Consider the following 24171-nt stretch of genomic DNA (forward strand, 5'->3'; position numbering starts at 1 on the left):
GAATAGCTTACGCTAGGACATGTTTAGCCCATGCCTGTAGTAGAAGAAGTAGAGGCAGGTAAGGGAGTAGTATCTACTCTTGCTCCAGTTCCATGCACTCCTTCTTCAACATGTTCAAGGAGTTCCTGCATTGCTACAAGTAATGGGTTAGACACATGGAGTATGAGGTCAGGCAATGTATGCAGTTCGCCTATCTTTACTTGCTTATTGTACAATGTTACTTGCTTATGTGTATAATCACAGTACCTGCACCTGTACCCTCCCTCTATATCCACGAATAGTTGCTGTACATGCTTGATAACAGGTTGTAGTTCAGATATCCTCCATACCCTCCTCTCCTTAATGTTGATAGTGTTATTGCCACTACCACTACCACTGCTGTTATTGTTACTGTTACTGTTACTGCTACTGCTACCATTACCACTATTGCCACTACCATTGCTATTGCTATTATCGCCAACAGCAGTAGAAGTATTGTCTGTGTTTACGCTATCTATAGCACTACTACTATTATTGCTAGTAATAGTGTTATTGCTACTACCACTATCATTGTTGTTGTTATCACTTTCAAATATCGAGAAGTCAGCGTCAGCCTTCCACTTTGCCCTGCAGATATAGGTTACCTTCTTAATCCTTGTGGTTGTGAAGCCCTTATCCTTAATGCGTTTGCTGAACTCTTGCTTGGTCATTATTGGTTCTTCCTGCTCTTGCTCTTCTTGTCTTTGCTCTTTACCCTTCAATTGTGCAAAGAACTTGAACCTCTCATACACTACTGAGAACTCTAGCATATCCCTATCGTTGTAAGTCATTACCAGATAGCGATCAATGAACTCCTGCAGTATATCCAGTTCGTATATCCACTCTGCAGTCTCCCTCTTCACTATATCAGGTATCTTTAACCTACCTTCCTGCATTACTGCCTGCAAACCTGCTATCATAAGGTTTAGGATACCTGACCTCTCCTCTAGCAGTATATCAGCATAGTTGGCTATACGCTTATCCTCTGGCACTATATAATCGAACTTGATCATTACCAGCCTCCTTAGCATTCCAAGTGTGAACTCAGTGATTATGGGCTTGTTGTTTGTAGCAATAACCAAGTGAAAATCTGGCACAACCTCTATAGGCATACTATAGAGAGGTCTAACAGATTTAGGCTCTAGCGAAGTAATTGCCTTCAAGTTTGCTGTATTCAGGTATATCTGCTTAGGCTCAAATACACATATTAAGTTCTTGTTGCATGCTGATATCAACTCAGGGTTCTTCCCTTCCTCCTCCCTAGCATTTATGAGGCTTATGTTTGAGTATCTAGCATAATCACCAAGCAGAGAGGTAATTACCTTAAGCAATGTACTCTTACCATTTGCCCCTGCACCATAGAATATGAAGCAGTACTCCTCCTTCCTCCTCTGCAGAAAGAGTCCCATGAGCCTGATAAGGAAGTTTGCCTTCTCAATATCTCCATTGCATATAGTGATAAGAAACTCTCTAAATCTATCGCATTTAGCATCTGGATCATAATTAACATTAAGCCTTCTAGTTGGATAGTTCCATTTTATCTGCTCTAATGGAATTGTCTTTACCTCATTATGCGCTATCTCTATAGCACAGTTCCTGCAAAGGATTACGTTCCCATGCAGATTATCTAGCATGTTATCAGTTATGTATAATCTGATGGAGAGTGTATCTATCAGTTCATTGATACTTGCCTTGCTCTTTATTACACGTAAGAAACAGTCCCTGTATCCTTCCAACTCTTTCCTTATAGCATCGTCATCTGCATACTTCTTCATCTCTTGCTCTATCTCCTCCTTCACGCTCATGCAGTATGAGTGCAGTCTATCCGCTAAACTGGATAGGGCATATTCAGCACTCCATACACCATCATGCCATTCTATCCAGTAACCTTCTCCATCCCTCTCATACACATACCTGTAATCGTTAACGAACAATGCCCTATCTACTTGCTGTCTATTCTCTTCCAGAAGGAAGTCTACAACGAACATGTACTCTTTTGTGCCTATCCTTCTAAGGTTATCCAGTATGCTACTCCTATCATTACCAAAGATATCATGGAGGATATGCACTGGTAAGCCCAACTCCTGCAACCCTGCATATCCCTTGATCCCCTTATCCTCTCTGCCCTTACTATAAGTCTCCTCCACCACTGCTAGCCTGCTCTTCACCTCCTCATCGTTGAAGAAGTGGCATGTATACCTGCATATTTTGAGTGCCTCCTCTAGCGCAATACCGCTCTTGCACATTAAGCCTGAGAGGTAGAACCATAGGTAGTCCCTCTGTCCTTTGTTATAGTATCCTGAAAGGGCATAGCATAACCTTACCAATCTTGCAAGCAGAGAGGTTATAGCCTTCAGCGTTTCGCCTTTAACAGTCCTTATCTTGTCAATGCTGTTAATAATGTGGTAGCCATTGCCTATATGCAGGAAGTACCTCCTCTCATAGTACAGTTTGATATCAAGAGGAGTACCTTCAGCAATGTTGATAGTGCTATTCTCTTTATCTTTATCTTTATCATCAGTGATAAAGTAGAAGTGCATACCTTCTCTAGGTGTAGTTTCCTTCATTGTATCAAGCCCTTCTTCCCTTAATGCATAATCTATGAGCCTTGCATACTCTGCACTATCGCAGTCTATGCCTATAATGTACTCCTCTCTATCCCTTAACTTGCCTAGCCTTATGGCAAAGGTATTACACTTGTAATCTTTAGCATAATGCTCAAGTTGCTCTAGAGTGCTATACTCCTCATATGAGTAATGCTTCTCTAATGAAAAGCCCCTGTAAGGTGTCTTGTTCCATTCTCCTTTCTCGTCATTCCAGTAGTGGTTAATGGGTATATGGTCTACTCCTAGGGCATGCTCTACCTCAATGACCTTCTTTGCTTCCTCCCATGTTGTCATTCTTTCTCTATATTATAATATGGAGAGGGAATTAGTGACAAGATAGAACGGCTTTAGAAATGGAATCCCTCTCCTCCTCCCAGACCCGCCCGCAAGGGCGGGTACAATGATACAGATACAGACAGCTATGTTCCACTCTCCTATCTCTACTTATCCTATCTCCGCCTAGACTATTCGTAGACGCATTAGCCTTCTTTCCTTTCCTTTCCTTTCCTTTTCTTCTTCTTCCTTTCCCTCCTCTTTTTCTTTCTCCTTCCCCTTCCTCCTTACTCTCCCCTCCCTTCTTCTCTCTTCTACCTCAACAACCAACCACTAACACCCAGCAGTATCAGTAGCAATAGTAGTAACAGCAGTAGCAGTAGCAGTACAGCAGTATCAGTAGCAATAGTAGTAACAGCAGCAGTAGTAGATATGAAGCAAACTTTATTTAGTCAGTGCTATAATATAGTATAGGCGGAAGGCAGGTAAAAAAAGTAAAGCCTATATCTTACCTTTTGCTTTTGTTAGGTAATGACTGCAAAAGAACATAGGAATGAGGTTACAAATCTGGCCGACCCCACCACCAATTCGGTTCATCGCTCCTCTACTACTATTATCATCTAATGGTAGAGGTAAAGAGTACTAGATTCAAAATCAATAAAGCAGCAATAGTAACAACAAAGAAGATAGTGAAGTATAACATTTGCACTAACACTAACTGCAAAGATCTCAAACAGAGAAGTTAGAATGGTGCTGACTTGCTTGGAAGGGTAAGAGTATATACACAGCTTCACTCCTATAAGGGCATCACTCTAGATCATAATGCGTATAACGATACCTCTATTTGTAAGCTTAATTGAGTGTGTACATGTATTGTTGATTGACTTCTCATTATCTATCTTACCTAATAAAGGATGAGAAGAATAGATATACAACGGTAGTTATGGGCGTAGAATTTATACTGAAGAAGCAGGAAGCTTATCTTAGCAGCCTTATTTCTTTTAATAATTACAGATAAATCTAGATATAATAGTGAAGATTTTGATCCATCTACCCATCGTTGATATGGCAATACCTTCAAATAATCATCTAGGATAAAGTATTGTTAGGACAATAGTTGTAGACTATTAAATAATTACTATATCAATATATTATTTCCTGATAAAATTTAGCTTTAGGCATGATGTTTATAAATCATGTTTGGCTTTTATGGCCTCATCTATGAGGTTATGTACAGTTAATCTAATACGCATGAGAGTGTTTGTAATAGTTACAGCCTCATCGGGTTCAAGCGTCTTCTTAGTCTCTTCTATCAGAGAATCTAATCTGTAAAGTGTGAGCTTGAGCGCTATTATAGTCTTCTTGAGTATACGTATCTTCTTCTCATTTATGTAAGTTCGCCTATCGCTTATGTAAGATTCTTCAGATTCTAACTTCTTCAACTCTCTTACAGCCTTCACTGATAACCTATCTTGTATTATAGCATCAACCATCTTCTCCTGTATAGAAGGGCTTAGATTGACCAGTTCCAATGCATGGCTTACACTCAACCTACCTTTGTTGATCTCCTGCTTTATACTATCTGGTAGTCTTAGCAATTGTATCCTATGGGATACATACTCCTCACTCTTTCCAATACGCTTTGCTAATTCAGTAACACCACCCCAGCCATATTCCATGACATACTTGCTGAATGCCTCAGCCTCCTCTAGCGGGTCTAATGTTTGTCTTTGAATATTCTCTACCAGCTGTATCTCGTACGCTTCTTTATCATTCAACTCCCTTATTATACATGGTATAGTTCTCCATCTCAACGATTTACATGCATGAAGCCTCCTATGCCCTGCTACCACCTCAAGCTCATGCTCAACCGGTCTGACTAGTATAGGCTGGAGTAGTCCATGCTGTTGTATACTAGAAGCTAGTTCCTTTATCTTATTCATCTCAAGTTCAGTATTATGCCTTATCGAATACCTCGATGTTCTTATAAGCCTTATCTCAACATTCTCTACTACGGAATCAGCTAGCCTATTCTCTAACTCTTTATACATCACTTTTACTACTAATCACTAATATAAGACCTTTTATTTTTTATAATATCTTAATGAACGTTAAGTTTCATATTAATTCGATGGTCTCAATATATTATTTTAAACACCAATTCTATGAGACTATGTTTCTAGTTATTATATCTATATTATTTAGCATGAAGATTTAGGCAGAATATTCATTACACAATCCACAGGTTATAAAAGGTTAATAAGATGAATGTGGAATGATACATGTCTATGAGGATACTCATAGCAGAGGATGAGATGGATACGGCGATTCAATACAAGATAGCATTAGAGGAGAGAAACCATGAGGTTATATTAGCTATGGATGGAGAAGTATGTCTCAGATTATATAAGGAAGGATTAAGGAGGCATGCATACTATAAGCAGAATGAAGAAAACAAGCCTACCAGTCACGAATGTGTAGACTCTATGTTTGATGTGGTTGTACTTGATTATAGAATGCCAAAAGAGAATGGTATGAATGTTGCAAAAGAGATATTAAGATTGAACCCCCACCAACGACTGATATTTGCATCAGCATATGTAAAAGAGACACTCTTTGATTCAATCAGGCAACTTAGGCATGTAGTAGAACTTATACAAAAGCCATTCGAGTTAGATATGCTTATCAATATTATTGAGGATGAAACATCATACAAGAAGCTCCAAGAGTTGAATGAATACCTTAAAGAGTTGAATGAGTTTGATCTTACACAGGAGCAGGTAAAGGATTTGCTGGAGAGTATAGAAAGGTTAAGGTGATTAGACAGCATCTATTATGAGAGATCATAGGATTATAAACATTTCGTGTTGTCTAATGGGAGTATTATTATAAATGTTGCACCACCACTATCATTGTTATATGCAGTTATCTCTCCCTTATGCGCATTAACTATAGCTCGGCTTATGAACAGACCTAATCCAACACCATACTGATTACCATCATGTATGCTCTTTGTAACGAACTTCTCAAATAGAACAGGAAGAAGATCTTGTGGTATACCTCCGCCAGTATCACTTATGCTTATCTCTATCCTCTCCTTGCTCCTTAATACTCTGCTCTCTATGCTTATCCCACCATGTTTTGTGAACTTTATTGCATTATCCAGTATGTTTGTTATAACCTGATTGATCCTTATCTTGTCAATATACACCTCCACATTCTCATCAAGCTTAACATTTAATGCTACCCCATCATTGATACTTGGCCTTAGAGTATTGATAACATCAATTATTATATCATTTATCCTTACCTTCTCCATATGCAATACAAGATTCCCACTCTCTATCCTGCTTACATCAAGTATCTCATTTGTGAGATGCTGTAACCTCTTTGCATGTCTAACTATCCCATCCCAAGCAGTCTCGGGATCTATCTTACCCTTCCTTGCTAGGCTTACAAATCCTAGGATTGGTTGAATCGGGGTTCTAAGTTCATGTGATGCTATGCTTATGAACTCATCCTTTAACCTATCCTTACGCTTCAATTCTGCATTAGCTAACTCCAACTCTCTAGTTCTTATCTCAACCAACTTTGAGAGCTTCATGTTGAGCATTATAACTATGGCTGCAAAGCCTCCCATAACACCTAATAAGCTGTAGATGAATACTAGAATATGTTCTGCTATATCTTTATTCTTCTCTTCTATTGATGAGTATAGCATGATTGATGCTATGATTGCTACTGCCATTATCGCTGCTAGTACTGTTGGTATTATAAGGTTCTTCCAGACATGCATTATTCTACTCCTCTCCTCTACCAATGGTAGTACTATTATTATGATAGATGCTATGCTAGCCCATATAATTGCTATCGTAACCCATACATAGTATATCGCTTCAGAGAATATATAATTGGAGAAGTATAATGGTAGAGGCCATGCAACGACCAAGGCTAGTGTTAATGCTACCGCATATCTATGGGTGAACTGTCTTGCCTTCTCCAAGAATATCTCATCTTTATCTTCAAGCAATGATCTTATCTTATCATCAACAATCTTTATCCTTCTTCTCAATACACTGAAATCAAACCTGTCTGGTCTTAGAACACTATAGATAAGTGATATAATAGCACTAACAGATAAAGATGCGATATTTCCAAACAAGAGAGGTATACTTTGTCCTGTAGAGTATACCGATATCTCCCCATACAATACATTTGCTGAATAGAGCCAGATTGATACACCACAAACAAGACCCAATATAGCACCCAACGTTACTGCTCTCTTGTTAGCTCGATTAGATAGTATGGATAAGGCTATAGGTACTACAGCAGAGCTTATCAGTATGCCCATTGAGAGATACATATATTGGAGGTTAGCTCCTAGTTGAATCAGTAGTGATGCTAATATTCCTATCCCTATGCCAAATGCTACTATTACTACCCTTGATACTCTTATCATTTCCTTTCCTGTTGCTGTCTTTTTGATATACGTTCTATAGATATCGTATGTCACTAGTGATGATACTGCTATAAGTTCAGCAGAACCAGCAGATGTTACAGCCATAAACAGCATAGTAAGGAGAAGTATTGCACCCACATCTCCCAGTATGTACGATGCTGCCATTGGTGCTGCTAACCCAGAACCTACATCAGTTTGGCTGAGTGTAACACCTATTGCAACAGCAGTTAGACCTAGTGTAGTTGCTAGAGTAAATGGGATAGCAAACCACGCTAGTCCTCCAAGCAAGAATCCCCTAGCTGCGGCCCTTGGTTCTGCTGCTATAGCCCTCTGCCAGTAAGCCTGATCAACGAATACTGTACCAAAATTCCCAACTATGTTTATTATACCAAATATGAGCGCACCAGTAGAAGCCATCGTTAGATATGAACCATTAGCGTTGCCTTCAACAGGTCTTAGTATTGACGCCGATGTTAATTTAGTGTACATCCCTGTTATACCACCTATCTCTGGGTTCACAAAGTAGATTACTGTAACGAATATCAATAAAACTATGAATATTAGCGCTGCATTAAGGTAATCTGCCAAGAATGTTGCCTTCAAACCTCCAAAGAACGTGTATATAATAATGCCAAATGGTATAAGCAGAGCTGCTATATGTATGTTAACACCAGTAAGAGCATATACAGCAGAAGCACCACCAAGCACTAGCATTACAGTTACTATTGTATTGGTCATAAATGCGAAGAAGAGGAATATCTTATGCGCATTATCCCCAAATCTAACATGTATAATCTCTGCAAATGTATGTGCTGTGGGAGCCTTTCTCTTCAGTTCTATGGCAAGTATTGCAAACAGGACTATCTGTATGCTTGCACCAGCAGCGTACCAGAATGGTCCACTTATACCGAATTGATATGCTACTGTTGAGGATTGGAGTAATGTTGCAGCCCATGTCCATGCAGATACTACAGATGCTGCTACCAGCCCACTCTTTATGTTCCTTCCTGCTGTAGCGAACCATTCAGATGTAATCTTTGTTCCCAACCATTTGAACTCTGCCTTAATAAGCAATGTTACTATGAGTGCCATTATAGAACCAAGTCCAATGAGTATAAAGTATCCTACACCTTCAGATAGTATTGAGACCATATCTTATTCTTCTACCATCCATCTATAAAGATTATTTTAAAATATTACATCTAATGATAACATAACATGTTACTGTATTATTAGATGGTACTCGCAACATCAGTTCATATCAATTAATTATTAATTTATACTATATGATAATTTATTTAGATCATTTTAGTATATTATAAATTAAATCCTAGTATTTTAAAAAAGAATTAAACCATCTTGTAATTCATTACTACATGGCAGGAACATGTTGCCCTAGCTACAGTACTGGAGATCCTTTACTGGACTTCTTCTACATACTCTTCAATGGAATATCTGAAGTACCATTGTTCAGCTCACCATTGAATGGAATACTGATATTGGCTGGTGTATTACTAGCATCGTGGAGAGCAGGTGTTATGATGGTTATAGCAGGATTGATAGGTGCAGGGATGGCATTGATGATGGGTGCACCATATGATCTAGTAACATTTGGGCTCTTTGGATACAACTCCATCCTTACTGGGATGGCTTTCTGGTCTGGTCCATTCGTTAAATCCAACCATGCAACATTCTGGATATCCATATTTGGTGCTGCATGGACAGCTGTATCATGGATGGCATTTGCACATGTTATGGGCGACTGGTTTGTACAAGGAGGTCAAGGCTGGGCTATACCAGGGTTCACATCATCCTTCATATTTACAACATGGGCTATAATGCTTGCAACAAAAAGGTTTGGGCATAATATATGGCCAGCTCTAGTTCAGAAAGAACCTATAGTTGCTGGGGTTGCTAGTGGTACAAGTGTAAGTCAATTGATGTCTGATAGTAGTAACCCTGAGCCTGAACACTCCTTTAAATGGACACCAAAGGAGTTCATGATAGCAGTTCTTAAAGGTGTTTCACAAGTAACGTTCGTAGAGAACTGGAAGACTGGCATATTCTGGGTAGTAGGGCTTACATTATCATTCGAGTTACTCTCTACTACATACACTACACCTGATGGCACATTGATTGTATCAAGGTTGTTTACAAATGCATATACAACGCAATGGGATCCCACATCCCCTCTCTACCTAGCAGGATTGATGGCACTCATAGGTTCTGCAATAGGTGCAGGGATGGCTATACTACAGAAGTTACCTACAAACGAGATAAGGATGGGGCTGCATGGATTCAATCAAGTACTTGTTATGATAGCATTGACTAGTTTTGTACCATTGACATGGCAGACCTTCCTATACGCTGTATTGGCAACTATAGCATGCTCATTTATGATGCCTGCATTCCAGAACCTGTTTGGAAGATGGGGTCTTCCTGCACTGACTGGACCCTTTGTATTCACAGCATGGATATTCCTACTTGCTCTTGCAGGATTCCAGTACATACCAGCAGGGATAGGATGGGCTAGGCCCTAGCAGATTGTAGATAACCAAACAAACCAGACAAATTTTTTGTAGACATCGACTGAATCTGTTAAGTCGACTTATATTAATTCTTACTAAAAATTCTAAAATATTTGCTGGATAATTATCTCATAGAGCTGATTAGTATGATGTTAGCACCTAGAGAAATAGAAAAGATGTTGATATGGACAGCTGCACAGATAGCAGCACAACGCAAGAGCAGAGGCTTGAAGTTGAACTATGTGGAGGCAGTTGCATACATTGCCAATTATGTTGTAGAAGGGGCAAGAGAGGGTAAGAGCGTAGCACAGTTGATGAAGGAGGCAAAGACCATCCTAAAGAAGAGTGATGTTATGGATGGAGTAGCAGATATGATACATACAGTGCAGGTAGAAGCAACATTCCCAGATGGCACAAAGTTGGTGACCGTACATGATCCAATACAGTAAGAGGTGGTTAGGAGTATGGTGAAACCAGGGGAATACATACTCTCTGCAGAGCCTGTTGTATGCAATAAGTATAGAAATACTGTTAAAGTAACTGTGAAGAATACAGGCGATAGACCTATACAAGTTGGTTCTCATACCCACTTCTTCGAAGTCAATAGAGCATTGGAGTTCCCAAGAGAGAAAGCATTTGGTTACAGACTTAACATACCTGCAGGCACAGCAGTCAGGTTTGAACCAGGAGATACAAGGGAGGTGGAGTTGGTGGAGTTTGGAGGTAGGAAGGTGTTCTATGGTTGTGGTGGCTTAACAATGGGTAGCACAACATCTAGCGTAGTTAAGAGCATGGCTTTGGAGAAGGCTAGGATGAGAGGCTATAAAGGTGCATGAGGTGAGAGCATGGTTCTCAAGTTAACCAGAAAGCAATACACAGAGCTATATGGTCCTAGTAAGGGTGATAGGGTTAGGTTAGGTGATACCGATATAATAATAGAGGTTGAGAAGGATCTAATAACTCCAGGCGATGAGTGTGTATTTGGAGGAGGCAAGACATTGAGAGATGGTTTGGCACAGACACCAGGGGTTACAAACGCTCACGGTGCACTAGATCATGTGATAACCAATGCATTGATACTCGATCCCATTCTAGGCATAGTCAAGGCAGATATAGGCATGAAGGATGGGAAGATAGCAGGGATAGGGAAGGCTGGTAATCCATACATAATGGATGATGTAGATCCTAACATGGTTGTCTCTGCATGTACAGAGGCTACTGCAGGAGAGCATACAGTATGTACACCAGGTCATATAGATACGCATATACACTTCATATGCCCACAGCTCTACATAGAGGCTATAAGTGCTGGTACAACTACACTTATAGGAGGAGGCACTGGTCCTGCAGATGGTACGAATGCTACCACGTGTACTCCTGGAGTATTCAACATAAGCAGAATGCTTGAGGCTGTAGAGGACTTCCCAGTCAACTTTGGGTTCCTAGGCAAAGGTAATGACTCTCATCCCTCCCTTGCAACACAGTTGGAGCAGATAGATGCTGGTGCTATAGGAACAAAGATACATGAAGATTGGGGTACTACACCAGCAGTTATAGATGCATCTCTTAGAGCAGCGGATATGACAGATACTCAAGTAGCAATACATACAGATACCCTTAACGAGTGTGGTTACGTTGAAGATACCATAAACGCAATAGATGGTAGAACTATACACACATATCATACAGAGGGTGCTGGAGGGGGTCATGCCCCAGATATAATGAAGATAGCAGCAGAAGAGTTTGCATTACCATCGTCAACAAACCCAACTAGGCCATACACCGTAAACACTGTTGATGAGCATCTAGATATGCTGATGTTTTGCCATCATCTCAACCCTGCAGTGCCAGAGGATGTTGCATTTGCAGAGTCAAGGATAAGGGCTGAGACTATAGCAGCAGAGGATGTGCTCCATGATGAAGGAGTACTAAGTATGTACTCATCTGATAGCCAAGCTATGGGTAGGATAGGTGAGATAACGTTAAGGGCATGGCAGACCGCAGACAAGATGAAGAAGATGAGGGGTAAGTTGAAGGAAGATTCTGCAGAGAACGATAACTTTAGGGCAAAGAGGTACATAGCAAAGACAACTATAAACTGTGCAAGGACTCATGGAATAGCAGATTATGTAGGCTCATTAGAGCCAGGCAAGTACGCTGATATAGTGATGTATCCTATACCGTTCTTCCCAGCAAAGCCAAAGATGGTATTCAAGGGAGGGTTCATAGCATGGTCCATAATGGGCGATCCAAACGCATCTATACCAACACCTGAGCCTGTATTCTACAGACCCATGTTTGGTGCATTTGGTAGAGCCGTGAAGAACACAAGCTTCACATTCGTATCGAAGAGGGCAATGGAGTTGGGTGTGAAGAACAGGCTAGGATTGGAGAAGATAGTACTTCCAGTAAGGAACTGTAGGAACATAAGCAAGAAGGATATGGTTTGGAACTCTAGCACTCCAAAGATAGAGATAGATCCAGAGACGTATGAGGTAAAGATAGATGGTAAGATAGCAACAGTAGAGCCAGCCAAGGAGTTAGCGTTAGCACAGAGGTACTTCATAGCGTAATATCTGTAAGCAGCAGCTAGGTAATAAGATAAGGCGTATAATAGCCAAAATCTTTTTTTATTTTCAATTTCATCATTCCTATAAGATGACCAATACAAGCGTATGGCGTCCTATGGCACAGAATATAGAGTTCGATGCACTCGAGTCTAACGTTAATGCTGTTATAGCAGTTGCAGATACTGTAAGAACTACGCTTGGCCCAAAAGGGTTGGATAAACTGCTAATAGATCAAGCAATGAATAGACATGTATCTAATGATGGTGTAACCATACTACTATCGTTGAAGACTATACATCCAGTTGCAAGGATGGTCGTGGAGATTGCTGAGAGGCAAGAGCAGCTGGTTGGTGATGGTACTACTACAGCAGTGGTTATGGCAGCAGAGATGGTTAAAGAAGGGAAGAGGCTGATAAAGGAACTAGGAGTGCACCCAACCAAGGTTGTTGAAGGTATAGAGAGTGGTGTATACTATGCATGTGAGTTGTTAGAGAAGGCAGCAAAGAAAATATCAATTGATGATGTAGAGTTGGAGCATGTGGTTAATACATCATTAGCATCGAAGTTGGATGGTAAGAGACTTGCATCTATAGTAATATCTGCAATAAGAGCTGTAGGTAATAACGCATCCTATAATGGTTCATACGATTTTGATAAATCAATAAAGATCGTGAGAAGAATGAATATGGATGATAAAGTAATCTCTGGTCTGATACTTGAAAGGGGTAGATTGGATAAGGATATACCGTTGGAGGTAAAGAATGCAAGGATACTTATATGTAAACTTGATCTCAAGCCTGTGAAGGAGTCATGGCTAAAGGAGAATAGTAGATACGAAGATATCCTTACTATGGAGAAGGATAGGGTAACAAAAGCAAAAGAGATAGTAGATGCTATGCTAGCAACTGGGGCAAATGTTATACTCATAGCATCACCGGAAATAGATGATGTTGTAGAGAATTTATTAATAAGCAGAAGGGTATTCGCTGCCATAATCTCTACAGATGAGATAGAGCATGTAGCACGTTACACTAACGCAAAACCTGCAAGGTTCATGGATGATCTCAAACTCCCAGATATCCTTGGTTATGCAGATAGGGTCTATGAGGATGAGGATAACAACATAATATACATAGAGAATGGGAAGAACAAGAATATAGTCACAATAATAGTCTCTGGTACAACGAAAGAAACGTCGTTAGAGAGATGGAGAGCTGTTAGGGATGGGGTCAATGCTGCAGAAGCTGCACTTAACAAGGGTGTGGTTGTTGGTGGTGGTGCTGCAGAGTTACATGTAATAGATAAGATGAAGAGTTTGAAGTTGAAGGGTTTGGAGCAAGTTGGAATAGATGTTGTTGCAGCAGCGTTGGAGAGCATAATGAGGCAGATACTTACCAATGCTGGCTTCAATGGGCTAGAGAAGGTCATGACTGCAAAGGCATTGCAAGATACCTTTGGCATAGATATAAACACTGGCGAGCCAATAGATATGATGGAGATAGGTGTACTGGACCCCTTACTGGTAAAGACAACTGCTCTAAAGGCTGCTGGTGAGATAGCAAAAGCAGTACTGAGGATAGATAGAAACCTTGCTGCAGACGACCTTAGCCAACAAGCATTATCAGAGAGTAAGAGGTGAAAAAGAGTTGCTGATACGCCATTGTGTAGAAGAATCGAACGTTGATGAAGATATGCATGTTATAGATCCTAGTAAGATAAGGCATGTTACAATAGTTGCAGGTAAGATAGCAGCCATGTCAGGTTATATAGATCCTTTAACACATCTAAACCTAGATCATCCTTACCATAGAGTAACAACATGTATTATAGCTGAGAGGTTTGAGATAGGCGCAAGGGTGAAGTTCAGTAGCAATGGTCTATTATTTGCATTTGTTGATAGATCAGCATACAGACATTACGGCCACATCGATACTACACAAAGGATGCTCGATATGCATGATGCTGTTAAGAGATTAAAGGAAGCAAAGGTGAGCAAGAAGGTATGAGCACTAGCATACAGGTCAGTTCAATAATAGGCAATATAAAAAGGGATAGTACGTTAAGAGCAAGATATGAAGAGATGTCAAGACAAGGGTTATGTGAGGTCGTGAAGATAAACAGGATAGAGTCAGAAAGAGTGAGAATGCGTAAGGTAACAGATAAGGGTAGCGATGTGATTATAACATTACCTCAGGGCTTTAGATTAAGACACGGGGATGTGATTCATTTATCCAATGAGAGGATGGTAGTTGTAGAACTAGAGGAGGAGAACCTTGCAATGATAAGGATTATGGATGATACACCTATAGATCATGTTGTGGAGATTGCTGTTAGGATAGGACATACAATAGGAAACCTACATAGGCCTATAAAGGTTGAAGATAGAAGCATTTATTTCCCTATACAGACTGATACCGAGATAGAGATGCTAAAGAGACTGCTTAATACTATACTTACCCATGTTGTAATAGAGAAAACAAGGATGATCTTTGAACCAGAGGAAGGGATTGAGGTACATGAGCATTGATGTAGATGTAAGAGGGAATAATAATAGTAAAGCACACAGTCGTGCTGAGAGTAATAGTTATGATGATAATGTAATAGATGAAATAAGTATACAAGATATCAGTGTTATGCAGTTAGCCGATTCCTTCTTTCCAACTGGTATGTATACAACATCAAACGGGTTAGAGATGTTCTTTTATAATAAGAGGGTTAAGAGTGTAGAACATCTAAGGAATCTATTGACTGTATTCTTGAAGCAGCAGATAGGTCCTGCAGATTGTGTAGCATTAGGTAACGCTTACCAAGCTTCAAAGGAATCAGATCTAAATAGGTTAATTGAGATAGATAATACAATATTTGCTATGAGGCTGATAAAGGAGATAAGGGAGGCATCTGTAAGATCTGGTATACAACTAATAAGGTGTTTGAGTCAAATAATCAGCAACAAGAAGGCAAGTAATAATAACAATTATTCTATATTAGAGTTATACGATAATGCAATAAGATCGAAGAAAGCAAACGGTGTATATCCAGTAGCCTTAGCAATAGCATGCAACATATTTGATATATCAAAACCCAAAGCTGGACTCATACTGCTATACTCCTTTTCCATAAGCGTGATAGGTGCGGCATTGAGGCTAGGCATGTTAAATCACTTTCAAGGACAGATTATAGTAAATGAGCTTAAGCCATTGATGGTCTCGATTGTGAAGGAGAATATAGATAAGTCATTATCGAACATGTGGCAATTCGCACCAGAGATAGATGTTGTGCAGATGATGCATGAGAGACTCGCTACGAAAATGTTTATAACTTGAGAGCATAGATGTTACATATGAGTAGTAAGAGGATACCAAGGTTAGGGATAGGTGGACCAGTAGGTTCTGGTAAGACCATGCTTATAGAGAGAATAGTACCAATATTAGCAGCAAAGGGTTACAAGATTGGCATAATATCTAACGATGTTGTATCAAAGGAAGATGCTGAGAGAATGCGTAGACATCTGGCCAAGGAGATGGGTATAATGCCAGAGGAACTTGTGATAGGCGTAGCAACCGGAGGATGCCCGCATACTGCAATACGTGAGGACCCTTCCATGAACTTGGCCATAGTGGAGGAGTTGGAGAGTAAGTATCCATATCTCGATCTCATAATAATAGAGAGTGGAGGAGATAATATAACAACTACATTTAGTCCAGCACTTGCTGATTACTTCATCTACATAGTAGATGTCTCTGCTGGAGACAAGTATCCTAGGAAGAGAGGGTTAGGAATAGAGACGTGTGATCTACTTGTTATAAATAAGGTAGATCTTGCTCCATATGTTGGGGCAGATCTTAACGTTATGGAGAGGGATGCAAGGATTGTGAGAGGAGATAAGCCATTTGTGTTCATCAACTGTAAGTCTGGAGAGGGTATAGATAAAGTGGTAGAGCATATAGTGAGGGATGTGCTATTTGAGGCACAACCAAAGCCAATCAGTAGATAAGCAAATTAAATTCAATTTTATGAGAAATAAAAATAAATTAATTTATGTATGTCTATTACACAGGAGGTAATGTTATGAACAATGATGATGTAAAGTTAACTGATAGTAATGATAACGATGATAATGGTATGCATACTACTAACTATGCTGACGCTATAAATTATACGAATATAAAGTTCTACATTCCTGATGATATACCACCTGAAGTATCAGCATATGAAGCAAGGCTAGCACAGTTAGATGTGGGCAGGTCTGGTAAAACAGGTCTGCTTTACTTAATGCTCGAGAGTGATCCTATAGATGGTAGGACAGTGATAAAGGAAAAGTTCTCAAAGGTACCATTAGTTGTACTTAAAGCAATGTACCTTGAGGAGTCATTGCCATCTATGGCATATGTGTACATAATGTCTCCATCTGGAGGAATACTGCAGGGAGATAGGTACAGGATAGATATAATGTTAAAGAATAAAGCACTATTACACGTAACAACCCAAGGTGCAACTAGGATATACAGGATGAATAAGAACTATGCTACGCAGATGATTAACATTTATGTTGATAAAGATTGCTATATGGAGTATATACCTGATCAGATAATTCCTTACAGAGATTCACGTTTCTATCAGAAGGTTAACTTGAACGTCCATGAGCATGCTACTCTAGTTTACTCTGAGATAATAGTACCTGGAAGGGTTGCAAGGAATGAAGCATTCCAATATGATATATGTTATATGAAGACCATAGCAAGGAACCAGTATGGTAATATAAGGTTCATGGATAATGTAGTCTTAGAACCAAAGAAGAATAACCTCAAGACAATGGGTATACTAGGTGAGCATGATGTGGTTGGAAACATCTACATAATAACTAAAGCAGAGTATGTTAATACTATAAGTGAAGAGATAAACACTACTCTTAAGCACTTTACTAATGTAGTTGGAGGAGCAACTATACTACCCTATGACTCTGGTGTAATTGTTAGGCTGTTGGGTAGCATAGCAGATGATATACGGAGTTTTGTATATGAAGCGATTAGAATAGTTAGAAGAGTTGTTCTTAATGCTAGATTTAGTGGTATAAGGAAGGGCTAACTCCTCCTATCCTACAACGTTTCATCTATAATAGTATTTACTCTCTATCAGTTATAAACTCGATTACTTTTATAGTATGGCCAGTCTGTTCTGCATGTTCTTCTGCAACTTGGAGGGTATCAAATACTATATCACAATCATTACACCATATAGCCTTACTCTTCTTATACCTCTTAACACTCATACAATACGCCCTTTGTACATATTACAAGGAAGGAATATAATAATAATATTAAACATTCTTAGATATTACCTACTCAGGCAAAAATAACCTCTGTACCTCTGTAGGAAGTAGGGAGTCCTCAACATCAACATTACCTAACGCAAGATCTTTTGTAAGCTCTATACCAAACATCCTTACAAGATACCTTATAGGCTGAAGATAAAGGTCTATGACCCAGTTAGGATAAGCAGGTTTAGCATATCTATATGGTTTAAGCATCTCTAAAGTAAAGTACCATGCTAGTGCTTCTCTAAGATGTTCAGGGAGGCCATCATGCATCACTGCAAATACCATCTCATGCAAATAGTTACCAAAGTTGGCCTTATCCTTTCTTATAATTATCTCCCTTAACCTAGTATCTGTAAAGGATATATTATTTGTATCGCTGAATCTCATGATCTCACCATACTTCTTCCTCCTATGGCTTATACTCTGCACAGTCATGGCCCACTCACCTTCACATATAACTATGTTGAAATCTCTACACCTCTTGTTGAAGTAATTGAATATAGTCTCATCGGCTATCTTAACGAGCATGATTATATTATTTTTATCTTCTTCAGTGATATCACATAAGAATTCTATTCTTTCTTTGATATCGTCCATCGCTTATCTACTCTATATAGAAGAGCTATATTTTAACTAATCGGATTCATGAGAAGCAATATATAATCATGAGTGTTACAAAGCCTGTAACTATGATAGATGGCGTGCTTATAGGTGTCATAGTATTTGGACTATTGCATGGGGTTAATCCATCACATGGCTGGCTTGTAGCAGTACTCTATTCCATGCATAGTAGGCGACAATTGGTTAGTGGTTTTATAAGCTCGGGGATTATAGCAGGTGCCCATTTCCTATCATCGATAGTTGTTGTTTTGGCATACATATTGATCTCTCCATTAATAGAGATACCTCTTCAATACCTACAGTATGGTGTTGCTATAGCCTTAGGTGTTTTAGCATACTTATTTTGGAGGGAGAAGGGTGAGGACTTTATAGAGACTCAACATGGGCATCTCCATGATAATACGCAGTTGATAGAGCATGAGCATATGCACTGGCATAAAGACGTGGGTTATCACTCTCATATACATGTTCATCTAGCTAGAGCGGTTCCAAGCTTGAATGCAATAGCAGGCTTTGCATTGATACTAGGTTTTGCCCATGAGGAAGAGTTTGTTATACTTTCTTTGGCAGTAGGAGGAGTTGATCCACTACTGTTGATCGTTACCTATGCTACTGCTGTAGCCATAGCACTGATAGGAATAACTATACTTGCCGTGAAGGCATACACGTATGTCCAGCATAAGATCATTCCATATAGCAGGTATCTACCAAAGATAACAGCATTGGTACTAGCAGTTATGGCCTTAGGTTTTGCTCTAGGACTATTCTGATAAATAGTTATGATGAGAACTTAGGATTATTACTTCCATGTCAAGCATTAAGTTATACGTAAAGGATTATTCTTATCAGGTTTGTATAACATACCAACAGTCATAGTAACGATTGTTATATATAATACGCTAATTATATTATAAACGGTACTTTATTCCCTAATATTTATTTAAAGAAGTTTTAAATATAACGATGTTATAATACCGCTATATGCAAAAGCAGCAAGAGAATCTCACGCATACTGATGATGATAGTAGGAAGAGAGAAGAGTGGGGATTACCTGAAGAGGTGACAGCTGTTGAGGAGATGATCAGGCTCTACAGGGAGGGTAAGATAAGCGAGGATGAGTTTAGAAGGTTCAGATTACAGCATGGCATGTATGGATCAAGACTTAACAAGGACTACACAATGGTAAGGATAAAGATCCCTGCTGGGATACTCTACCCAGAGCAACTTACAAGATTAGCAAAGCTGAGTGAGGACTTCTCAATAGGAAGTGTACATGTTACAACTAGGCAGAATATACAGATGCATTGGGTATACCTTGATGATGCCCCTGCAGTTGAGAAGGGATTGGTAGAGGTTGGACTAACGAGTAGAGAGGCATGCGGGAATACTGTAAGGAATGTAACATGCTCCCCATTTGCAGGCATATGTAGTAATGAACCATTCGATGTTACGCCATATGCAAAGGCATTGGCAAGGTTCTTCTTACGCAACCCTATGTGCCAGAACCTTCCAAGGAAGTTCAAGTTTAACTTTGCATGCTGTGATGAGCATAGTTATGCAAGGATAGCAGATGTTGGGCTTGTACCTGTGGTTAGGGAAGAGGAGGTATCTGATGGTAATGCTACTGTTAAGAAGGTTAGAGGCTTCAGGGTCTACATAGGTGGAGGCTTAGGACCAGCATCATACCTTGCTGAACTTCTTGAAGATTTCACGCCAGAGGATATGCTATTACCAACATGCATGGCAGTTATAAGGCTATTCGATAGGCTTGGTGATAGAGAGAAGGTGCACAGGAATAGAATGCGCTATCTTGTCCATGACATGGGCTTTGAGAGGTTCAGGGAGTTGGTGTTGAAGGAGAGGAAGATAGTGCTTATGACAAGGTCTGTTCTAGCAAGGCTTTACATAAGAGAGGCTAAGGTTGATGCTCCAGATATAGAGGATACAAATCTTGTTGAGTTGAAACCATTCAATGCTCCAGATGGGTTCCATAGATGGGTTAGGAGCAATGTGATGGATCAGAAGCAGAAGGGTTACGCTATAGTATTCATACCATTACCTGCTGGGGATATTACAGCAAGGCAGTTGAGAGCATTGGCAAGTATATGCAGGGAGTTCTCCCATGAGGGCTGTGTTGTAACAACTCCATCCCAAGGATTTGCATTAAGGTGGGTTATGAAGAGCAGGTTGGTTGAACTCTACAATAGGCTATCAGAAGCAGGATTAGCAAACTATGGTGCACTGAGCATAGCATCGGTGGTTGGATGCACAAGCACAACCTCATGCAACCTAGCAATAACCAATGCCCATAGATTAGCAAAGGAGATAAGGAGCAGGTTGATAGAGTTAGGGCTTGACATGGATGATGCTTTAAGGGATGCAACTATAAAGATTAGCGGTTGCCCCAACTCCTGTGGTCAGCATATGATAGCAACGATTGGGTTCTTTGGTGCTGCTGTGAGGATGAATAATACGCTCACCCCAGCATACAACATGCTATTAGGAGGTAAGGTAGGCAAGGAGAGTGCTCTTGGAAGGATAGTTGCAAGGGTACCAGCAAAGCGAATCATAGATGTAATCCTAAGGCTCATAGATGTGTATAGAAAGGAGAGGCTTGATGGAGAGGGTTTCGCATCTTGGATAGATAGGGTGCTGGAAGGTAATGGTACTAACATAAAGAGCATTGATGATCTCAAACCTATAATAGAGGAGGCATCTAAACTCCCATCACCTGAGGAGGATCCAGAGAGTTACGTTGATTATGGTAGTGATTCTAGGTTCATAGTCAAGACCGCTAGGGGTGAGTGTGCTGCATGAAAGCAAGAAGGAGGTATCCAGTGCTTGTTGAGCCAGAAGAACTACTCAATATCTCAAGCAAGGATGTAGTGCTTATAGATGTACGCAAGGAGGAGGATTACATACAGGGGCATATACCAGATGCAGTATCACTACCATTGGCAAGGGTGCTAGAGAGTATGGACCCTAAGCAGTTACATGGACTGTTCAGGAGCATTGGGGTTGATGATGCCAGCAAGTATGCAATAGTTTATGATGATACGTTTGGTGCATTGGCAGCAAGGGTGGCATGGGCATTGGAGTACATAGGGCATGAGAGGGTATCTCTCCTCTCTATTACTTATGGAAGATGGGTATCGTTAGGCTATGAAGTTGAGAAGGGTAGAGGCAAGGGCAAGAGTATTGAGCAAGTATCTGTTGTTGATGATACAGGTATCAATGCGGATTATGATATACTTGCAACGTACGATTACATCCAAGCTATAATAGAAGGGATCAAGCAGTTACAGCAAGGTAAGGAGACCAACAGCAATAGTAGTAGCAGCAGCAAGAAGGGTGATGGTGAGGGTAAGGTACTTCTAGATGTAAGAGAGAGGCTTAACTATCTAGACCATCACATCCCGTATGCAATGAATATACCATGGAAGGCATTTGCTGGAGAGGATAGGATACTCAAGTCTGTTGATGAGATAAACTCACTCCTATCATACAGGAAGATAAGCAGGAATGATGAGGTTATAGTATACTGCGGTAGCGTTGGTACACTATCTGGCTTATCATACTATGCATTGAGGTTGGCAGGCTACACTAGGGTTAGGCTATATGCAAGATCGCTCAAGGAGTGGAGGTCTCTTAACTTACCAGTTGAAGGTTTCAAGAATGCTCATTACTGGGACCTATCTGCAGAGTAAAGATCAATAATTAATCAATAATCAATCTACTACTCTCCCATTCTATCTTATGTTAACAGCACCATTACTCTTATGTTTCTGCTGCACGAATACCTTAACGTTTATCCTATCACCATACCTTAAGCCTAGAGCATCCATTATCTTCACTGGGGCTATCACTTCCATTATGCTCTCATCGTGATGGGTTCTTTCAAGTACAAGCATAGCACCATCTATCTTATCATTTATCTTTGCAGTGTAGCACTTAACCCAGCCATAAGTTCTCTTACCATCACTGAACCCATCTATTGTTATAGCAGGGTACATAGCCAACTCCCTCTTGAGGTCTATGTATATCTTATCTAGCCTGATGTTTAAGGTTCCAGGGTATGGGTCGAAACCCAATCTCTCTAAGAACTGCCTCCTGTAACCTTCTAGGGACATGTAGTAGCCTCCCTCTCCCATACCTGCTACTGCTACCCCTATCAACTCTATAACCTTCGGTAATGGCTCAATTGCAGCCTTGAGTCTTATGAAGAGTTCTTGAACCTCCCTGTAGCCCTTCTCAGTAACCCTTACACAGAACCCCTGCCCACTCTTCCTCCTACTTATGTAACCCTTCTCTTCCAACTCAAGGAGATGCTTTGATGCTGCCTGCTGTGATCTTCCTATCTTTGCCCCCAACTCCCTTGTTGTTATAGTGACATAGTTATCCCTAGCACCTCTTAGCAGTAACTCTGCAATGGTTAGTATATGTTGCACCTTTATCTCGCTCATGTAAGCCTTAACTGGTTGAATGTTAGAGCCTTTATATTATATGCGTTCTTTATATCAGCCATCCTATGGCCTATGACGTACTCAACACCAGCCTTTGAACATGCATCTAGCAGCCTCTGAGTTATTATACCATCAAGCACTAGATATTTGATATCCTTCTCCTCCTGCAGCCTCTGTACAACCTCGCTCACTGGTACCCTGAACCTCTGCTGCATATCAGCATCCAGTGCTACAGCCTCTAACGTCTCATTTATGGAAGAGAATGCCTCCTTTATCTTGCTTGTTAGTGTTTCATCAAGTACAACCCCTTCCTCCTCTACAACAACCTCCCTACCACTCTCCTCTTTTGCGATCCTCTCCCTGTACCTTGTACCCCCAATACCTTCTCTTTCCCTCTCCCTCTCCCTTTCCCTCTCTCTATCCCTCTCCCTCATCTTGGCCTTTAACTCCTGTTGTGAAGGTACTGCATCCTTGAGCAACTCCTGTATCTCTAGAGGTGTTAGATCCTCAACCTCTCTACCTTGGGGAGCCCTAACAACCTTATCTATCCTTATAGTATTCTGTAGTTCTTTAAGGATAAGATCCGCTGCCCTATCACCATCTAGGAAGGCTACAACATAACTCTTCTCCTTGCTCAACCTTACAACAGCATCAGATATCTTTGCACCCTCTATCGCTATTGCATTATCATAGCCTGCTCTTAACAGGTTTATAACATCTGCCCTACCTTCAACAAGTATTATCCAGTCTGAATCAAATATACCAGCACCACATGCAAGATGCTCCTTGCCATATGTTGTTAACCTTGCTGGCTTTACAGCATCATATATATCCTTTAGCATCTCCTCAGACTCACTCATGGTCTTTGCAGCCCACTCCTGTACTATCTTCTTTGCCCTCTCAACTATAAGCTTCTTCTTCAACTCTCTAACATCCTCTATAACATCGAGGGTAAACTTTGCATTGAATGGTCCAACCTTATCTATGGTCTCCACTGCTGCTGCTATTAGTGCTGTAGTGCTTATATCAGCACTCATTGGTATGATCACTTCTCCACTGCTCTTGTTGCTCTTTACATCTAGCATAACCTCTATCCTTCCAACCTTCGATGTCCTCTGCAGCTCGTTCAGGTTCATCTCTGGGCCTAGTAACCCCTCTGTCTGCCCAAAGAGGGCTCCTATTATATCTGCCCTCTCTACTATCCCATCCACCTCGAACCTTATCTTTACATTGTATTTAACAACCCCTGAGTTAGGCAATATTTCTCTCCTCTCCTCTATTTAGTATAACAAGGAGCATACCAAATCCTTAGATAT

General features: G+C 40.3%; 22 protein-coding genes. 14 read left to right on the plus strand and 8 right to left on the minus strand.

What is annotated here, in order from left to right; genetic code table 11:
• Positions 1–23 precede the first annotated feature (23 nt).
• The 3 genes from CRG89_RS04315 to CRG89_RS04320 all read right to left on the minus strand — a co-directional run bounded on the left by CRG89_RS04315 (position 24) and on the right by CRG89_RS04320 (position 4948).
• Complete coding sequence (locus CRG89_RS04315; RefSeq protein ID WP_103287100.1) at positions 24–2918, minus strand: phage/plasmid primase, P4 family; 2895 nt, start codon at positions 2916–2918, stop codon at positions 24–26.
• Positions 2919–3083: 165 nt separating this feature from the next.
• Positions 3084–3227 carry a hypothetical protein gene (locus CRG89_RS08715; RefSeq protein ID WP_158648713.1) on the minus strand — a complete coding sequence of 48 codons (144 nt, stop codon included), beginning with the start codon at positions 3225–3227 and terminating at the stop codon, positions 3084–3086.
• 857 nt (positions 3228–4084) lie between these two features.
• Entirely contained in the window at positions 4085–4948 is an 864-nt protein-coding gene (locus CRG89_RS04320) for a ParB/RepB/Spo0J family partition protein (RefSeq protein ID WP_103287101.1), read from the minus strand.
• A gap of 237 nt (positions 4949–5185) precedes the next feature.
• Between CRG89_RS04320 and CRG89_RS04325 the strand changes: the two genes are divergently transcribed.
• Positions 5186–5716: a response regulator gene (locus tag CRG89_RS04325; RefSeq protein WP_103287915.1), complete on the plus strand. Its 531-nt coding sequence runs from the start codon at positions 5186–5188 to the stop codon at positions 5714–5716.
• Between the two features lie 32 nt (positions 5717–5748).
• Here the strand turns inward: CRG89_RS04325 and CRG89_RS04330 are convergent, their stop codons facing one another.
• Positions 5749–8508, minus strand: coding sequence for a sodium:solute symporter family transporter (locus tag CRG89_RS04330; protein ID WP_103287102.1), 2760 nt, complete (start codon positions 8506–8508; stop codon positions 5749–5751).
• Positions 8509–8732: 224 nt separating this feature from the next.
• Here CRG89_RS04330 and CRG89_RS04335 point away from each other — a divergent pair, with 224 nt between their 5' ends.
• The 10 genes from CRG89_RS04335 to CRG89_RS04380 all read left to right on the plus strand — a co-directional run bounded on the left by CRG89_RS04335 (position 8733) and on the right by CRG89_RS04380 (position 17539).
• Positions 8733–9896: an urea transporter gene (locus CRG89_RS04335; RefSeq protein WP_103287103.1), complete on the plus strand. Its 1164-nt coding sequence runs from the start codon at positions 8733–8735 to the stop codon at positions 9894–9896.
• 134 nt (positions 9897–10030) lie between these two features.
• Positions 10031–10333: an urease subunit gamma gene (locus CRG89_RS04340; protein WP_103287104.1), complete on the plus strand. Its 303-nt coding sequence runs from the start codon at positions 10031–10033 to the stop codon at positions 10331–10333.
• 18 nt (positions 10334–10351) lie between these two features.
• Positions 10352–10720, plus strand: a complete 369-nt coding sequence (locus CRG89_RS04345; protein WP_103287916.1) for an urease subunit beta — start codon at positions 10352–10354, stop codon at positions 10718–10720.
• 9 nt (positions 10721–10729) lie between these two features.
• A complete protein-coding gene (gene ureC, locus CRG89_RS04350; protein WP_103287105.1) occupies positions 10730–12457 on the plus strand; it encodes an urease subunit alpha in 1728 nt (575 codons plus the stop codon).
• 85 nt (positions 12458–12542) lie between these two features.
• The gene (locus CRG89_RS04355) at positions 12543–14093 is read left to right on the plus strand and encodes a TCP-1/cpn60 chaperonin family protein (RefSeq protein ID WP_103287106.1); all 1551 of its coding nucleotides are present in this window, start codon (positions 12543–12545) and stop codon (positions 14091–14093) included.
• 7 nt (positions 14094–14100) lie between these two features.
• The gene (locus CRG89_RS04360) at positions 14101–14460 is read left to right on the plus strand and encodes a hypothetical protein (RefSeq protein WP_148695184.1); all 360 of its coding nucleotides are present in this window, start codon (positions 14101–14103) and stop codon (positions 14458–14460) included.
• Complete coding sequence (locus CRG89_RS04365) at positions 14457–14981, plus strand: urease accessory protein UreE (protein ID WP_103287108.1); 525 nt, start codon at positions 14457–14459, stop codon at positions 14979–14981. The genes CRG89_RS04360 and CRG89_RS04365 overlap by 4 nt, the downstream gene beginning before the upstream one ends.
• Positions 14944–15777, plus strand: a complete 834-nt coding sequence (locus tag CRG89_RS04370) for an urease accessory protein UreF (RefSeq protein ID WP_217349401.1) — start codon at positions 14944–14946, stop codon at positions 15775–15777. Before CRG89_RS04365 ends, CRG89_RS04370 begins: the two co-directional genes overlap by 38 nt.
• 17 nt (positions 15778–15794) lie before the next feature.
• On the plus strand, positions 15795–16448 hold the full coding sequence (ureG, locus tag CRG89_RS04375; RefSeq protein ID WP_103287110.1) for an urease accessory protein UreG: 654 nt from the start codon (positions 15795–15797) through the stop codon (positions 16446–16448).
• Between the two features lie 44 nt (positions 16449–16492).
• The gene (locus CRG89_RS04380) at positions 16493–17539 is read left to right on the plus strand and encodes an urease accessory protein UreD (RefSeq protein WP_197706565.1); all 1047 of its coding nucleotides are present in this window, start codon (positions 16493–16495) and stop codon (positions 17537–17539) included.
• Between the two features lie 37 nt (positions 17540–17576).
• Here CRG89_RS04380 and CRG89_RS08720 read toward each other — a convergent pair whose 3' ends face one another.
• Positions 17577–17723: a hypothetical protein gene (locus tag CRG89_RS08720; RefSeq protein WP_158648714.1), complete on the minus strand. Its 147-nt coding sequence runs from the start codon at positions 17721–17723 to the stop codon at positions 17577–17579.
• A 69-nt stretch (positions 17724–17792) separates the two neighbouring features.
• Positions 17793–18299: a hypothetical protein gene (locus tag CRG89_RS04385; RefSeq protein WP_103287111.1), complete on the minus strand. Its 507-nt coding sequence runs from the start codon at positions 18297–18299 to the stop codon at positions 17793–17795.
• Between the two features lie 137 nt (positions 18300–18436).
• On the opposite strand from CRG89_RS04385, the gene CRG89_RS04390 reads away from it, so the two are divergent.
• The 3 genes from CRG89_RS04390 (at position 18437) to CRG89_RS04400 (ending at position 22099) form a co-directional block, all read left to right on the plus strand.
• Positions 18437–19162: a hypothetical protein gene (locus CRG89_RS04390; protein ID WP_197706564.1), complete on the plus strand. Its 726-nt coding sequence runs from the start codon at positions 18437–18439 to the stop codon at positions 19160–19162.
• 211 nt (positions 19163–19373) lie between these two features.
• Positions 19374–21209 carry a nitrite/sulfite reductase gene (locus tag CRG89_RS04395; protein WP_103287112.1) on the plus strand — a complete coding sequence of 612 codons (1836 nt, stop codon included), beginning with the start codon at positions 19374–19376 and terminating at the stop codon, positions 21207–21209.
• Positions 21206–22099, plus strand: coding sequence for a sulfurtransferase (locus CRG89_RS04400; protein ID WP_103287113.1), 894 nt, complete (start codon positions 21206–21208; stop codon positions 22097–22099). Before CRG89_RS04395 ends, CRG89_RS04400 begins: the two co-directional genes overlap by 4 nt.
• A gap of 42 nt (positions 22100–22141) precedes the next feature.
• On the opposite strand, the gene CRG89_RS04405 is transcribed toward CRG89_RS04400, so the two are convergent.
• Positions 22142–22855, minus strand: coding sequence for a DUF120 domain-containing protein (locus CRG89_RS04405; protein ID WP_103287114.1), 714 nt, complete (start codon positions 22853–22855; stop codon positions 22142–22144).
• Positions 22852–24114, minus strand: coding sequence for a DNA primase DnaG (gene dnaG, locus CRG89_RS04410; RefSeq protein WP_103287115.1), 1263 nt, complete (start codon positions 24112–24114; stop codon positions 22852–22854). The genes CRG89_RS04405 and dnaG overlap by 4 nt, the downstream gene beginning before the upstream one ends.
• Positions 24115–24171: the final 57 nt, after the last annotated feature.

It is taken from the genome of Candidatus Nitrosocaldus islandicus, assembly GCF_002906215.1.
Lineage (GTDB): Archaea > Thermoproteota > Nitrososphaeria > Nitrososphaerales > Nitrosocaldaceae > Nitrosocaldus > Nitrosocaldus cavascurensis.